13 protein-coding genes are annotated in these 14,895 nt (G+C 68.6%); 10 read left to right on the top strand and 3 right to left on the bottom strand.

Annotation, left to right across the window (positions count from 1 at the left end; genetic code table 11):
* Nucleotides 1–168: 168 nt before the first annotated feature.
* The 6 genes from E6A21_RS01595 to E6A21_RS01620 all read left to right on the top strand — a co-directional run bounded on the left by E6A21_RS01595 (nt 169) and on the right by E6A21_RS01620 (nt 6,377).
* The gene (locus E6A21_RS01595; protein WP_138442371.1) at nt 169–1,323 is read left to right on the top strand and encodes a substrate-binding domain-containing protein; all 1,155 of its coding nucleotides are present in this window, start codon (nt 169–171) and stop codon (nt 1,321–1,323) included.
* Between the two features lie 58 nt (nt 1,324–1,381).
* Nucleotides 1,382–2,887 (top strand): sugar ABC transporter ATP-binding protein, encoded by a 1,506-nt coding sequence (locus E6A21_RS01600; protein ID WP_138442372.1) that lies wholly within the window; start codon nt 1,382–1,384, stop codon nt 2,885–2,887.
* A gap of 3 nt (nt 2,888–2,890) precedes the next feature.
* On the top strand, nt 2,891–3,877 hold the full coding sequence (locus E6A21_RS01605) for an ABC transporter permease (RefSeq protein ID WP_138442373.1): 987 nt from the start codon (nt 2,891–2,893) through the stop codon (nt 3,875–3,877).
* A 62-nt stretch (nt 3,878–3,939) separates the two neighbouring features.
* Nucleotides 3,940–4,758: a sugar phosphate isomerase/epimerase family protein gene (locus tag E6A21_RS01610; RefSeq protein ID WP_138442374.1), complete on the top strand. Its 819-nt coding sequence runs from the start codon at nt 3,940–3,942 to the stop codon at nt 4,756–4,758.
* Nucleotides 4,759–4,794: 36 nt separating this feature from the next.
* Entirely contained in the window at nt 4,795–5,979 is a 1,185-nt protein-coding gene (locus tag E6A21_RS01615) for a levoglucosan dehydrogenase (RefSeq protein WP_138442375.1), read from the top strand.
* Between the two features lie 77 nt (nt 5,980–6,056).
* Nucleotides 6,057–6,377, top strand: coding sequence for a putative quinol monooxygenase (locus E6A21_RS01620; RefSeq protein ID WP_246036124.1), 321 nt, complete (start codon nt 6,057–6,059; stop codon nt 6,375–6,377).
* Between the two features lie 115 nt (nt 6,378–6,492).
* Here E6A21_RS01620 and E6A21_RS01625 read toward each other — a convergent pair whose 3' ends face one another.
* Nucleotides 6,493–7,113, bottom strand: coding sequence for a TetR/AcrR family transcriptional regulator (locus E6A21_RS01625; RefSeq protein ID WP_138442376.1), 621 nt, complete (start codon nt 7,111–7,113; stop codon nt 6,493–6,495).
* A gap of 91 nt (nt 7,114–7,204) precedes the next feature.
* On the opposite strand from E6A21_RS01625, the gene E6A21_RS01630 reads away from it, so the two are divergent.
* From E6A21_RS01630 to E6A21_RS01645, 4 genes are all read left to right on the top strand, one after another.
* Nucleotides 7,205–8,623: a DHA2 family efflux MFS transporter permease subunit gene (locus tag E6A21_RS01630; protein WP_138442377.1), complete on the top strand. Its 1,419-nt coding sequence runs from the start codon at nt 7,205–7,207 to the stop codon at nt 8,621–8,623.
* 24 nt (nt 8,624–8,647) lie between these two features.
* Complete coding sequence (locus tag E6A21_RS01635; RefSeq protein ID WP_138442378.1) at nt 8,648–9,040, top strand: nuclear transport factor 2 family protein; 393 nt, start codon at nt 8,648–8,650, stop codon at nt 9,038–9,040.
* 172 nt (nt 9,041–9,212) lie between these two features.
* Nucleotides 9,213–9,455: a hypothetical protein gene (locus E6A21_RS01640; protein WP_138442379.1), complete on the top strand. Its 243-nt coding sequence runs from the start codon at nt 9,213–9,215 to the stop codon at nt 9,453–9,455.
* 249 nt (nt 9,456–9,704) lie between these two features.
* A complete protein-coding gene (locus E6A21_RS01645) occupies nt 9,705–9,995 on the top strand; it encodes a hypothetical protein (RefSeq protein WP_138442380.1) in 291 nt (96 codons plus the stop codon).
* A gap of 84 nt (nt 9,996–10,079) precedes the next feature.
* Here the strand turns inward: E6A21_RS01645 and E6A21_RS01650 are convergent, their stop codons facing one another.
* On the bottom strand, nt 10,080–10,370 hold the full coding sequence (locus tag E6A21_RS01650) for a hypothetical protein (protein ID WP_212745856.1): 291 nt from the start codon (nt 10,368–10,370) through the stop codon (nt 10,080–10,082).
* Between the two features lie 38 nt (nt 10,371–10,408).
* On the bottom strand, nt 10,409–14,890 hold the full coding sequence (locus E6A21_RS01655) for an HAD-IC family P-type ATPase (protein ID WP_138442381.1): 4,482 nt from the start codon (nt 14,888–14,890) through the stop codon (nt 10,409–10,411).
* Between the last annotated feature and the right edge of the window lie 5 nt (nt 14,891–14,895).

Raw genomic sequence — 14,895 nt, forward strand, 5'->3', positions numbered from 1 at the left:
TGGACTCCAGAGCCGGATGGCAGCGGTGGCAGCCGACGGCCTGACCTGGGTTCCTTCCACCACGGCTCCTGCTCCTAGGCCCTCCCGTCGACGGGCGGCCCTACGCGGAAGTCAATTCCTTATCCCTACCGTCCTCCCCACCCATCCCGACAGGACTGGAGACAACTCATGATCCGCAGGACAACCCTCCTTGCAGCGGCCGCGGTCATCGCGCTCGCCGCAGCCGGGTGCAGCTCATCGGCGGGCACTACCGCCGGCCAGGACTCTGCAGTGTCGCAGAAGGCCGAGACGGCCCTGAAGCAGGTCACCGGACAGGTCCTGAGCAAGGGTCCGAACGGCGAGACCCCCTCGCCCGCCTCGGCAACCACCCTCACTCCCGAGGAGATCGCCAAGGTCAAGGCCATGGGCGCCACCGCGGCTATCGTCATGCACTACGGCGGCAACGACTGGGCGACGGCGCAGATCGCCGGGCTCAAGAGCGAGTTCGAGAAGCTCGGCATCAAGGTCATCGCCACGACCGACGCCGACTTCAAGCCGGACAAGCAGGTCTCCGACCTCGAGACCGTCATGACCCAGAAGCCGAGCATCATCGTCTCGATCCCCACGGATCCCGTTGCGACCGCGACGGCATACCGGAAGGCGGCACAGGCCGGCTCCAAGCTGGTCTTCATGGACAACGTCCCGCAGGGCTTCGTTGCGGGCAAGGACTACGTCTCGGACGTGTCGGCGGACAACTACGGCAACGGCGTCGTCTCCGCCCATGAGATGGCAAAGTCCTTGGGCGGCAAGGGGAAGATCGGGGTGATCTTCCACCAGGCCGACTTCTTCGTGACCCAGCAGCGCTACCAGGGCTTCAAGGACACCATCGCGAAGGACTACCCCGACATCCAGATCGTGGAGGAGAAGGGCATCGCAGGTCCCGACTTCGCCGGCGACGCGCAGGCTGCGGCCAACGCGATGCTCAGCAAGCACGCCGACCTCGCGGGCATCTGGGCCGTGTGGGACGTTCCCGCGGAAGGCGTCCTGGCCGCGGCGCGTGCTGCAGGCCGCCAGGACCTCAAGATCGCCACTGAGGACCTGGGCAAGAACGTGGCCATCGCGCTTGCGAAGAACGAACTCGTGGTCGGCCTCGGCGCCCAGGTTCCGTTCGACCAGGGTGTGACCGAGGCCCAGATCGGGGCCGGGTCCCTGCTCGGCAAGACTGAGCCCGCATACGTGGCCCTGAGCGCGTTGCCGGTGGACCACTCGAACGTCCTCGACGCGTGGAAGCAGGTCTATCACGCCGACGCCCCAGCGGACCTCCAGAGCTCGTACAAGAAGTAACGGGCCGAAGCAGAAGCAGGCGGGCGGGGGCCGAGGCCCCCGCCCGGGAGGGACAACCATGAACACGCCAGACAACGCTGTCGAGATGCGGTCCATCTCCAAGGGCTTCAACGGAATCCCAGTCCTCAATGAAGTTGACTTCGAGGTCCGCAGAGGTGAGGTCCACGCGCTGGCAGGGGGCAACGGAGCTGGCAAATCCACCCTTATGAAGATCCTGCAGGGCGTCTACCAGGCAGACACCGGGAAGATACTCATCGACGGGAAGCCGGTCGCTATCGGTTCCATCCAGGATGCGAAATCCGCCGGGATCGGAATGGTCTTCCAGGAATTCAGCCTCGTGCCGAGCCTGACGGTCGCACAGAACATCTTCCTGGCCTCCGAGCCACTTGCACGCGGCCTCATCAACGACCGCGAGGCCGTGCGCCGGGCCAAGAAGCTGTTCGACGAGATGGAGGTCCGTGTCGACCCCAAGGCCGAGGTCTCGCGTCTCGGCACGGCCTACTGGCAGCTGACGGAGATCGCCAAGGCACTCTCGCAGAACGCGAGGGTGCTGATCATGGACGAGCCGACGGCAAGCCTCGCAAAGCATGAGACCGAGGCCCTCTTCGAGCTCATCGAACGGCTCAAGGCGCGCGGCATCTCGATCATCTACATCTCACACCGCATGGACGAGGTGTACCGGATCGCGGACCGGATCACGATCCTCCGCGACGGCCGGCGGCTGCTCACGGAACGGCTGTCGGATGTGGCGCCCGAACAGATCGTCGAGGGCATCGTGGGCAGGAAGATCGAAGGCCAGCTCGCCTACCGCGCCCGGGCCGATCTGGCGGGCGGGGGAGTACCGCTCCTGGAGGTGCGGGGGCTGACCTCGGGCCCCAGAGTCCGGGATGTCTCCTTCGCACTGCGGCCCGGAGAGATCCTGGGCGTGGCCGGCCTCATGGGCAGCGGGCGCACCGAACTGGCCCGCACGCTGTTCGGCATCGACAAGGCCACGAGCGGCGACATCCTCATCAAGGGCAAGAAGGTCGCGATCGGCTCCCCCCAACAGGCGATCGAGGCTGGGCTTGCGCTGATCCCGGAGGACCGGCGTGCCCAGGGACTCGTCCTCGAGCACTCCGTGCGGGACAACCTCCTCCTCCCGCTTCTCGGCAAGATCAGCCGCGGCCCTCTTCTGGACCTCGGTGAGGGCAGGAAGCTCTCGTCGTCGCTCATCGAGAAGCTGGCGGTGAAGGTCGCCCACCCGAACCGGCCTGTCCGGCTTCTCTCGGGCGGCAACCAGCAGAAGGTGGTCATCGCCAAGTGGATGGGCACCGACCCCGAGGTGCTCATCCTCGACGAGCCGACGGCCGGCGTCGACATCGGCACGAAGAGCGAAATCCTCGACATGATCCGGGACTTGGCAGGCACCGGCAAAGCGGTGATCGTCATCTCCTCGGAATACCCGGAACTCCTTGCGGTCAGCGACCGCGTCCTCGTCCTCAAGGAAGGTTCCGTCATCCAAGACCTGCCTCGCGGCGACATCGCCGACGAGGAATCCCTCCAGCTCGCAGTCCAGGGAGTCTGAAAAATGAGCAAGACAGCCCCCCAGCCCGTCCTCGAGACGTCGGCGTCGCCGAACTTCGGAGAGATGCTCAAGAGGCTCGACTGGCGCCGCTACGTGATCTACATCGGCTTCGTCGTCGTCTTCGTCTTCTTCGCGATCCTCCTCCACGACCAGGGCTTCCTGTCCGCGGTCAACCTGCTGAACATCTTCCGGCAGACGGCGACCATCACCGTGATCGCGGTCGGGATGACGTACGTCATCGCCTGTGCAGAGATCGATCTGAGCGTCGGCTCCACTGCGGGCCTCTCTAGCGTCGTCACCGCCATGGCCATCGCCCAGTGGGGCCTTGTTCCCGGAATTCTCGCGGGCCTGGCGACGGGGGTCGCCGTCGGCGCGGTCAACGGCGGCCTCGTGAGCCTGCTCGGCATCCCATCGTTCCTCGTGACGCTCGGAATGATGGGCATCGCAGTCGGAGCGGCCCAGTGGGTCACGGCCTCGGCGCCGCAGCCCATCCTCGACGACACCTTCAACACGGTCTTCGGCTCCGGCAATATCGGCCCCGTGCCCGGCCTGGTCCTGTGGTCCGCGCTCTTCGTGGCGGCAGGCGCCGTCGTGCTCTCCCGGACGAAGTTCGGCCGTCAGGTCCTGGCCACGGGCGGCAACCGCACTGCGGCGGACTTCACAGGCATCAACACCAAGCGGATCAAGTTCCAGGTGCTGCTCATCTCCGGCGTGGTCGCGAGCGTCGCCGGCATGCTCTACGCGGGGCGACTCCAATCGGGCCGCTTCCAGTGGGGCACCGGCGACGAGCTCTCTGCCATCGCAGCCGTGATCCTCGGCGGTACGAGCCTCTTCGGCGGCTCGGGCACTGTGATCGGCACGCTCTTCGGCTCCCTTCTCATCGGCCTGATCAACAACGGGCTCATCCTCGCCGGCCTCGACAGCAGCCAGCAGCAGGTAGTCCGCGGAGCCATCATCATCCTGGCCGTCGCCCTCGCCAGGAAGAAGTAGAGGGTACGACCTGCCGGCCATCCGCCCGCTGCTTCCCACTTCCATCTGAAAGGGCCTCAACCATGAAACTCGGATACTGCACGATCACCTGGGGCGGCGTCGTCGGCCACCCGGTAGGGGTGACGAGCGTCAAGGACCTCTTCTACCTGACCCACGGCCCGATGGACCGGGCGGTCAAGGATATCGCCTCCGCAGGGTACGAGGGCGTCGAGGTGTTCGACGGGAACCTCGTCGAATACGCCGACAGGCCGGACGAACTGCGCGGGATCCTCGACGAGGCCGGCGTCCAGCTGGTCAGCGTCTACTCGGGAGCCAACTTCGTCTACGCGGACATCCTCCCCGACGAGCTCCACCGGATCCGCCGGTCAGCGGAGCTCGCAGCGGAGTTCGGGGCCGAGCGCCTCGTCGTCGGCGGCGGGGCGCGTCGCGCCGCCGGGACCACGGACCAGGACTACGGCCGCCTCGGCGCTGCCCTCGACCAGGTCGCCGAGATCGCCGAGGGCTTCGGGCTCGAGGCCAGCTACCACCCGCACCTGTCGACGATCGTCGAGGGCGAGGAGGAGCTTGAGCGGCTCATGGGCCTCACCCGGATCGGGTTCTGCCCGGACACCGCCCATCTCGCCGCTGCCGGCGCCGATCCTGCGGCACTGATCCGCAAGTACCCGGACCGCCTCCGCCACGTCCACCTCAAGGACCTCAGCAAGGAGCCGTTCTCCTTCCTACCGCTGGGCGAGGGCGAGCTCGACTTCCCCGACATCATCCAGGCCATCAAGGAGAGCGGCTACGAGAGCTGGCTCATGGTCGAGCTCGACGAGTACGACGGGGATCCGCGCGCCGCCGCCGAGATCAGCCGGAAGTACCTCGAGAAGCTCCTCCCGTAAGCGACTCCCCACCAGACCGAAAAGGAACGATCCTCTATGAAGAACCTCAACGTCGGCCTCATCGGAGGCGGCTTCATGGGCAAGGCCCACTCCCTCGCATACTCGGCCATGCCCATGTTCTTCTGGCCGGCCCCGGCCATCCCCGTCCGCCACACCATCGCCGAGGCCAACGACCAGCTCGCCGCCGAGGCCGCCCGCCGCTTCGGCTTCGAAAACTCGACCTCTGACTGGCGCCGGATCGTCGAGGACCCTCGCATCGACGTCGTCGACATCGCAACGCCGAACCACCTCCACGCCGAGATCGCCATCGCCGCCGCCCAGGCAGGCAAGCACATCATCTGCGAGAAGCCCTTGGCCCGCACCGGGGAGGAGTCCAAGGCCATGTACGACGCGGTGAAGGACGCCGGGATCGTGCACATGGTCGCATTCAACTATCGACGCACTCCTGCCATCGCCCTGGCGAAGAAGTACATCGAGGAAGGAGCGATCGGGCGCATCCTCAACTTCCGCGGCACGTACCTCCAGGACTGGAGCGCCGACCCGAACTCGCCGCTGTCCTGGCGCTTCCAGAAGTCCATCGCCGGCTCGGGCGCCCTCGGCGACATCGCGACCCACGTCATTGACATTGCCCGCTACCTCGTGGGCGAGTTCAACTCGGTCAACTCGATCCTCTCCACGTGGATCCCGGACCGGCCGATCCAGTCCGGAGGCGCGGACGCGCTCGGCAACGTCCGAGGCGGCGACGACGTCCCCCGTGGCGAGGTCGACGTCGACGACGAGGTCATGACGATGGTCCGCTTCGCGAACGGCGCCGTCGGCTCGATCGAGGCAACCCGCAACGGCTGGGGCCGCAACAACTTCATCACCTTCGAGATCCACGGCACCGAGGGCAGCATCGTCTTCAACTACGAGCGGCGCGACGAGCTCCAAGTCTGCTTCGCGGGCGACGCCGACGACCGCCGGGGCTTCCGGACGATCTACACCGGCCCGGCCCACCCCTACGGAGACGGCCTGTGGCCCATCCCCGCGCTGGGTGTCGGCTACGGGGAGACGAAGATCATCGAGGCGCACGACTTCTTCCAGGCCATCGCCGAGGGAACCAGCGTGAGCCCGAACTTCGCCGACGGCTACCAGACCGCCCTCATCGACGACGCGATCGTCGCGTCGGCAGAGAAGGACGCTTGGGTGGACGTTCCCCGCGTAGCCGAGCTCGCGGACTAGCACGAACAAGGAGGGTGCGGTGCGCGGGGCGCACCGCACCCTCCTTTCTTTTCATCAGGCCTTTATCAGGAGGAAACATGTCCAGCAACCCCGAGCACGCGGCAGACCAACAGCCCCAGGAAGTCTGGCTCATGCCCGTCTTCACGCCCGAACCGGGCCGCGAGGCCGAGCTCCGTGGAGCTCTCCTCGATCTCCAGCGGACGAGCCGGCTGGATCACGGCTGTATCGAATACAGCGTGTATGCCGTTGACGGACGGTTCGTCCTGATCGAGGGCTGGGACAGCCGAACCGACCTTCAGAAGCACAACGAGCAGGGCCACGTCCGAGATTTCGTTGCACTGTGCTCAGACTTGCTCGCCGAGCCGTTCACGGTAACCCCGATGACGCCGCTGGTCTGACAGCGACCAAGGCGCTGAATGGCCGTCGGCGTCCTGCTTGGTCTCGCCTCCCTTGGGTGGTGCCCTGACAGCGGCGAGTGGGGGCGAGCCGAGAGGAGAGCAGGGGGTCGCGCCTTCAGAGACCCCGTTCAAGGAGGGCGAAGGCGTCCTGTCCCTGCTTCCGCACCACGGGGCCGATCTGGCGGCCGCTGCGTCCCTCCGCCGCGAGCCGCTGGGCGAGGCGGGTCATCGCGCGGTTTACCCCCATCAGAGCGTTGGCGATCACCCACGGGCCGAGGCCGGATGGGGCCGACGGGTCATGCTCGATGAGTTCGGCAAGGGCGTCAGTTGCCTGGTCGACGATGCGCTGCTCGCGGGCCTTGAGCGCCTCGCTCCCGGCGATGATGCGCGCGGTGCGGGCGACGACGGCGATCGCCCCGCCGTCGTCCGCCGCCAGGGCGCCGCGCGGCTCGAGGACGAAATCCCGGAAGGCGGCGACGGCCCCCGTTCCGTCTGGGCGTGAGGCGACGGCGGCGATGAGCTGGCCCTCGTAGGCCTGCATTCCGCCGTAGACGAGGTCCTCTTTGCTGGGGAAGTAGTTGAAGACGGTCGCTTCGGAGACGTTCGCGGCGCTTGCGACCTCTGCAACGGGTACCCGGTCGAAGCCGCGTTGGTCGAAGAGGCCCAGCGCTGCATCGATGATGCGCTGCCTCGTCTCGAGCTTCTTCCGCTCCCGAAGCCCCAGCTGCTCACCCATGGAGACACTGTAACCCCTTGACCTAGGGTGACCCGATCTTTAGAGTAACTCTAAAGATGGAGCAACTATAGGAATCCCAAGGGAGGCTGGCATGTCTTCGTCCCAGCACTTCGCCAGTCAGACCGTCTCGGCGCCAGGCCGCCTCGGGCGCGAGCTCGGCGGGATCATCGCAATCGTGGTCGGGGGAGCGCTCGTCACGGTCCTGGACGCGACCGTGGTGAGCATCGCCGTCGACACGCTCGCGGCGCGCTTCCACGCGCCGCTCGCAGAGATCCAATGGGTGATCACGGCCTATCTCGTGGCCATGACCGCCGTCATTCCGCTCACCGGCTATGCGGCCGATCGCTTCGGCGGACGTCGCGTCTGGATGGCCGCGGTGGCGCTCTTCGTCTTGGGGTCCGCCCTCGCGAGCCTTGCGTGGTCCGCCGAGAGCCTGATCGCGTTCCGCGCCGTCCAAGGCCTCGGCGGAGGAATGGTCGTTCCCGTCGGAATGTCCCTCGTTGCGCAGTCGGCGGGGCGGGAGCGGATGGGTCGCGCTATGAGCATGGTCAGCATCCCCATGATGCTTGGACCTGTCCTCGGGCCCGTGCTCGGTGGCCTGCTCGTCTCGGCAGCGGATTGGCGCTGGATCTTCCTCATCAACATCCCGATCGGCCTCGCCGTGCTCGCGTTCTCACCTCGGATCCTTCCGAAGAGTGAGGCGCGGCCCGGCCAGAGGCTCGACGCGATCGGCCTGGCTCTGCTCTCGCCCGGCCTCACCGCGCTCGTCTACGGTCTGAGCACCGTCACGGAGTCCGCGGGAATTGCGGCGGCGTGGGCCGGGGCGGGTGCCGTGCTCATTGCCGCATTCGTGTGGCGCGCGCTCGGGAGGTCGGAGCCGCTCCTCGAGCTCCGCCACTTCGCGTCGCGCACGTTCGCCGTCGCATCGCTCATCCAGTTCCTCTTGGGCGGCGTGCTCATCGGCTCGATGCTCCTGCTCCCGCTCTACTACCAGCAGGCCAGGGGGCTGACGGCCGGCCTGACCGGGCTGCTCCTCATCCCGCAGGGCCTCGGCGCGGCGCTCGCGCTGTATGCCACCGGCCCGCTCGTCGACCGCGGCCGGGGCCGCGCCGTCGTCCTCACAGGGGCGGTGCTGCTCTCGGCGGGCCTTGCGGTGTACGCGCTTGCACCCGCCGAACCACCGTTCGCCGTGCTCGTGGGCGCGCTCCTCGTCGCGGGCCTCGGAACCGGGTGCACCATGACGCCCCTCAACACTGCGGCCTACTCCGTCATCGAGCGCGTGGCCATTCCGCGGGCGACGGCGACACTCAGCATCGTGCAGCGCGTCGGCGGCGCGCTCGGGACGGCGACGTTCGCGGTCGTGCTCAGCAGCCTGCTCGCGGGCGCGCACTCGGCCGCAGGGGTGGCCAGCGCGTTCGGTGCGGTCTTCTGGCTGCCCGTGACCGCCGTCGTCCTCGTGGTGCCGCTCGCCGCGCTCCTCCCCGCCCCAGACTCCTCGCCATCCCACTGAAAGCCCCGTGAAAGGAGCGCCACCATGGAAACCACCGCCACCGAAGAGGTCCTGGGTCTTGTCAACCGCTGGGCTGCCGCTGAACTTGCGGGCGACGTCGCGGCCTACGAGACCCTGCTCGCCACCGACTTCCAGGGCATCGGGCCCGTCGGCTTTGTCCTCGACAGGACCCAGTGGGCCGGGCGGCACCTGGGCGGCGATGTGGTCAACGAGCAGTTCGAGATCCTCGAGCCGCACGTCCGCCACTACCGTGACACCGCGCTCGTCGAGGCGGTCCAGCGCCAGAAGACGGTGGCCCGCGGTCACGACGCGAGCGGCTCCTTCCGCGTGCTGCTCGTGCTGGTGCGGGATGGCGAGGCGTGGGTCATCGCGCACATCCAGCTGAGCGGTCCGCTCCTCACGCCGGGAGACCGCTAGCGGCATGAGGAATGGCTGATGGCTGTAGTCGCCCCGGCTGCACTCGAACCCGACTGGCTGCCCCAGACCGTCTTAGGCGTCCATTAGGCTCCCGTTCACCTCCAATCCACAGCGCAGGGTTAGCGTCTGTCAAGGCCCAGAGCTTGGGACCTGACACCATCGGGAGAACATCTTGAACGCGCTTGCCCAACCACTGCCCCCCGGTCCGATCCGCATCTGCTTCGAAGGGATCGGAACGATCACCCTGCCGTCCTGGGAAACGCTCTCGTTCCTCGGCGGAGCCGCCGTCCTGGCCTTCCTGGGCTTGGTCGAATGGCCCGCTGCGGTCCTGTTGGCCTTGACGCGGCTGCTCTCCTCGGCACGTCGGGGCTCGGGCCTGCGCGGGCTGGGGGAGGCCCTGACGCTGGTCCGCTAGCAGGACCGGGCTCAGAAGGCGGACAGCCTGACGAGGCGACACTGATTGGGCAGAGCGGGATCTGCCTGCGCTTGAGCGGAGCCTTTGCAGCGGGACAAAAAGTTCAACTTCGGATTGCTCCTTACCCCTGCCGGTTAAGGAAATGCGGCCGTACGCTTAACGACACGGAAACTGGCGCCAACGGCATCGAATCAGCCGCCGCATTCTCTCAATCCGTCCGTGCAATCCAGCAAAGCGTAGGAGCAGGCAATGGCCGCCAACCAGCAGGAGAAGCAAACCACCCCCCAGACTGACCAGCCCGGAGAGATGGACCGCGACACGTCCCCAGCTCGGCAGGGATCGGCCGGGACCACCATCACCATCCCCTCCATTCAGGGTCTGCCCGGAATGGGCGAGGCATTGGAACCGAAGCATCTGCTGTGGTTCGGAGGCCTGGCCGTCGCAGGGGCAATAGGCGTCCTGGAATGGCCCGTGGTCGCCGCCGTCGGGGTGGGAAGCTACGTCGCCGAGCGCTTCGCCAAGTCGAGGAACACAAGGTAGTCGCTAGTACCCGATTGAGGGCTTCCATCAGTCCGCCCACTGCGGGCTGATGGAAGCCTATTTGCTGCCTGGAGCCGCTCGGTCTCAGGCTTCCTCGAGGGCTTCCCCGAACGCTTTGATCGTGCTGTTCCTCGAAGAGCGCGTCAGCAGGTGCGCCGCGGCCAGGATCCCGGCGACCGGCCACTCCAGGATCCCCGCGGCGGCGAGCACTCCCATGCCCCCGAGGAACGCCAGATCTTCGGTAGGCGGGAGCTTGACCGAGCCGATTCCTTCGAAGTTGATCGTGATCGAGCGGCGGTCTCTCGCCTTGTCTGCCGCCGCGGAGTAGCGGCCGCGGGGGGTGCTGGCGCCGTCATCGGTCTGGGCTTGGCTCATGGTTGCCTCCAGAGTTGTGAATGGGTCTGCCCCGCCCATCAGGCGACGGCCGATGCGCGCTGTGGGCCCGTCGTGGGGACTGCCAGCGGCTGCCGCGGCATGCCCAAGGTGCCCGCGTCCCGTTCGCGCATGGTCCCCACCATGACGACGGCGAGGCTCGCGGCTGCCGCGATGCCCCACCCGAGGGGCCCGAGGGGCACAGAACCGAAGAAGGCGCTCAGGGCAGGGGTCTGGACCACGGCCGCGAGGGCTGCCAGGGAAGCTCCTCCGCTGACGACGACGGTCCGGGTGGGACCGCCGGCAGTCAGGGTCTGGCCTAGCTGGGTCGCGACGAGCGAGACGAGCGCAACCGTGGGAGCAGCCGGCCCGAGTCCAAGGGCCAGGGCCGCCGCCCAACCGGCTGCGGCTCCTGCCGTGGTCAGCGCTGCACGCAGCCCGACCTCCCGGTTCAGGGCCGCCCCGAGCGATGCCTCAGGGCCTTCCGCGAGCAGCGCAGCAGTCGAGGAGCCGTGCGGGGGCCGCAGGGCCACCGCAAGCGCCGGGGCGAGGTCGGTCAGGAGGTTCACGAGCAGCAGCTGGCGTGCCTTCAGCGGCGAGAGCCCCGTAATGAATGCCCCCAGCACGGTGAAGGCGATCTCACCGAGGTTGCCTCCCACGAGGATTCCGAGTGCCTCGCGAACGGATCCCCACATCGCCCGCCCCTCGACGAGGGCCGCAATGATCGTCTCGAGCCGGTCGTCGGTGACGACGAGGTCTCCGGCGGCGCGTGCAGCAGGGGTTCCGCGGCGGCCCAAGGCGATGCCGACGTCGGCGAGCCGGATCGCCGGAGCATCATTGGCGCCGTCGCCGGTCATCGCCACGGTCTTCCCAAGGCTCTGGAGCGCTTGGACAACTCGGACCTTGTGGGCCGGGGTGCTTCGCGCGACGACGGCCACGCCGGGGAGGATGCGGGCCAGAGCCTTGTCGTCGAGGCCGTCCAGCTCCTTCCCTGTGATCACGCGGGCCCCGCTCCGGAGGAGGTCGAGGCGGCGGGCGATCGCAGCCGCCGTGCCCGGGTGGTCGCCGGTGATCATGAGGATCTGCACCCCGGCTGAGCGCAGTGCATCAATCGAGGCAGCAGCGGCAGGCCGTACCGGGTCGGTGAGGGCGAGGAAGCCGATGAAGGTCAGATCGGCGACATCGTCGTCGCGGAGCCGCCCATCCGAACCATCGAGCTGCCGTTCGGCGACGGCGAGCACCCTGTACCCCTCGGACGCGAGACGTTCGACGTGACGCACGAGCCTATTGCGCCCGGTCTGGTCCAAGCCCCTGTCCCGCTTGCTGCCCGCGATTCTGGTGCAGCAGGCGAGGACGGTCTCTGGGGCACCCTTCACGCTCAGCAGGGCCCCTTCGGAAGTGGAGCCAAGGGTCGCGTGGTAGGCGCGGGTCGGTTCGAACGGCAGCGAGGCCGTTCTCTTCCACCCGGTAACGTCCCAGTCTCGTCCGATGCCCATCTGCAGCGCGCCGGATACCACCGCTCGATCGGTCATGTGCTCGAGAGGACGCTGGCGGACCGGCTGGGGCGTGGCCCGGAGGCCTGCGGCAAGAACCCTGCGGGTCTGCTGTCCCGCCGACTCCTCCAGTCCCACGAGTTTCCCGTCCGGCCCTGCAGCAGCGGCCAGGGCAATACGGCCCTCGGTCAGGGTCCCGGTCTTGTCGAAGCCCAGCACGTCCACCCGTCCCAGCGCCTCGATCGTGCGCGGGTTGCGCACCAGCGTTCCCCGGGCGGAGAGGCGCCTGGCCGAGGCCAGCTGAGCGGCGCTGACGAGGAAAGGAAGGCCCTCGGGCACGGCGGCGACGGCCAGGCTGACCCCCGAGCCCGCGGTTTCCCTGAAGGGACGCCCTCGGAGGAGCCCGGCCGCGACGACGGCGGCGGCCGCGGCGAGAGTGATCGGTAGGGTGACGTCGGTGATCCTGGCGAGACGGGCCTCGACTCCGCCGGTCGCGGAGCCGGCCCGGGTGGCAGCCATGCCGCGCCCGGCCTCGGTGGACGAACCGGTCGCGACCACCACTGCGAGGCATCGTCCCGCCGCGACCGTGGTGCCCTCGTAGAGCATCGAGGACCGCTCGGCCACAGCCTCCGCTACGACTGGCGCGGGCGACTTGTGGACGGGGAACGGTTCCCCGGTGAGGGAGGATTCGTCGACCTGGAGGCCGGAGGCGTCCAAGATCCGGCAGTCGGCCGGGACGACCTCTCCCCCTCCCGCCAGCACGATGTCGCCGGGCACGAGCTGTTCCGCACCGATCTCGGCTTCCCTGCCGTCGCGCAGGGCCCGAGCGGTCAGAGCGCTCTGCGCCAGGAGCTCCTCGAGGGCCTTGTCCGTCCGGACGCGCTGGAAGCCGCCGATGACGGCGCTGAGCAGGGTGACTCCGGCGACCAGGCCGGCGTCGATGACGGCGCCGATCGCGGCGGAGAGTGCAGCTCCGGCCCCGAGGATGGGGGTCAGCGGGTTGTTCAGCTCCTCGGCCACCGCGCCCGGGTAGCCCAGATGTGCCAACTGCTCCTGCTGCGCTCTGCCCTGGCGCCTTCGGCGGGCCTCGTCCGAGCTGAGCCCCTCCTTCGTACTCGAGAGGGAGGACAGGACTGCCTCGGGCGGCATCGCATGCCACGGTACCCGCGAGACGGGAGGGCTGAGTGGCGCCCGGATCAAGCGTGCGCTGGACCACGCTCCCAGAGCGAGGGCGAGTGCTGCGGCAATGTTGACGGCGAGCAGGGAACGAGGCGCGGCGGCGGTGCCTGCAGCGGCGGACGTGGCAGAGATGCCGCCCAGCGCGGTGCCTGCCTCGGCGAGCATCACGCTGTGCCGGCTGACCTCTGCCGCCGCGGGGCATGCGTCCACCATGAGCGCGGCCAAGGCATAGTCCTGCCCGACGAGCACATGGGCGCCCCAGGGCGGCGGAGCGCCACCGTTTCCGAATACCCCGACACCGATGTCGGCCGCGGCCAACGCCTCCCCGCGCGCCGAGACCAAGAGCACGACGGCGCCGTCGGCTTGGAGGGACCGCACTGTTCCCGCCAGGCGGTTGCCGCCCGGCAGGACTTCGTCGGCGGCAAGGGAAAGGTTCTGGGCCGGGTGCCCGGCGATGACCAGGCGGCTGCCGGAACGGTGGCCCGCCGCGGCGAGTGCCTCGAGCGACTCGTGAGGCTCGTCCACGACCGCGGCCACGGCCATCAGCCGCTTTCCCTGGGCCAGTCCGAGCACTCCCTTGGCCTCGCGCTCCAGTTTGGCCCGCTCCCGCACCCCGCGCCGACCAGCGAGCTCGAGGTCTTCGAGGGGGGCCAGCGTCCAGCCGTCCTCCGAGCGGGGCACCCAGGCAGCCTCGGGTTTGAACAGCGCGTGCAGCATCTCTGCGACCGATGTGGGGTCTGCACCGGGAAGTGGGATCGCGCGCCCCAGGAGATGCCTTCCTGTCGTGAGGACCTCGGCGTCCAGGACTACGGCTGTGACCCTGTCGAGGCGCCTCAGGGCTCGGGGTTCGAGGACGAGGGCACCCCGTCGGCCCAGATGGCGCCCCAGGCACGACGAGAACGCTTCCCGGCCGCTACGGCCGGCCTTGGGCAGGGAGGCCAACGCGAAGCCCACCGCCTGCCGGGGCTGGCCCGTCGCGGTCACGGCCAGCCCGAATGCGGCCACGCCCAATGCGCCAGCTCTGTCCGCCCACTGCTCCACAGGGCCGGGCGGGAGCGCTCTGGGCCGCTCGACCACCACCGGTACAGCTCCGGCCTTCTCGGGGGTGGCGAGCAGCTCCCCGGCGCGCGCCCTCCAGGCCGACGACTCGGCCTTCGCCTCGGCCAATGCCAGAGCGCGCTGGGCCGCATCCACCCCCAGCCCTATGGCCCCTCGGGCCATGGCCTGAGCGGCAGCGTTCGAGAGTGCCAGGGCGAGGTCCGTCTGGCCCTGGCCGAGTTGGGTCTCCAATGCATTCCGCAGCCGGGGAGTGCTGTCCACGACCGAGACGGCCGCGGCCACCTCCTGGGGGAGTGGGGAAAGCCCGAGGTAGCGTGCGGCTGCGACCCCGACCAGGCCCAAGACGTCAGCGACCAGCTCGATCCCGACCCTCTCCGTCGAGACGCCGTCGACCGGACCCTCAGGGACGGCGCCAGCAGGCTGGGTGAGGGTGCGCTCAATGCGGTCCACGATGGGTACGAGCTCCTCGAGGAGGCCGCGCGCCCGGGGATCTCCATCCGTGGCTTCCTCGTCGAAGGAGACGATCACGCGGCTCAGGGGGGCGTTTACCCTGGCCCACTCCACGGCGGGGTGCGCCTCGAGAGCGGCTTGCAGCTCCTCGATATAGCCGCCGCTGTCAGGCCTTCCCACTCCCCGGGCTTCGATCGCGGCCCTGCCTCCGGTGGCCCACGCCCGTCGCCCCGCCACGCGGTCCGGCACAACTGCGTCGAGGAGCCGCTGCGGAAGCGAGGGCACCCCCAATTGCCGCGCGGGCTCGACCAGCGCTTCCAGCAGGGAGGAGAAGATCGGCACTCTCG

This window comes from Sinomonas susongensis (genome assembly GCF_005877005.1).
In the GTDB taxonomy this organism is placed as follows: domain Bacteria; phylum Actinomycetota; class Actinomycetes; order Actinomycetales; family Micrococcaceae; genus Sinomonas; species Sinomonas susongensis.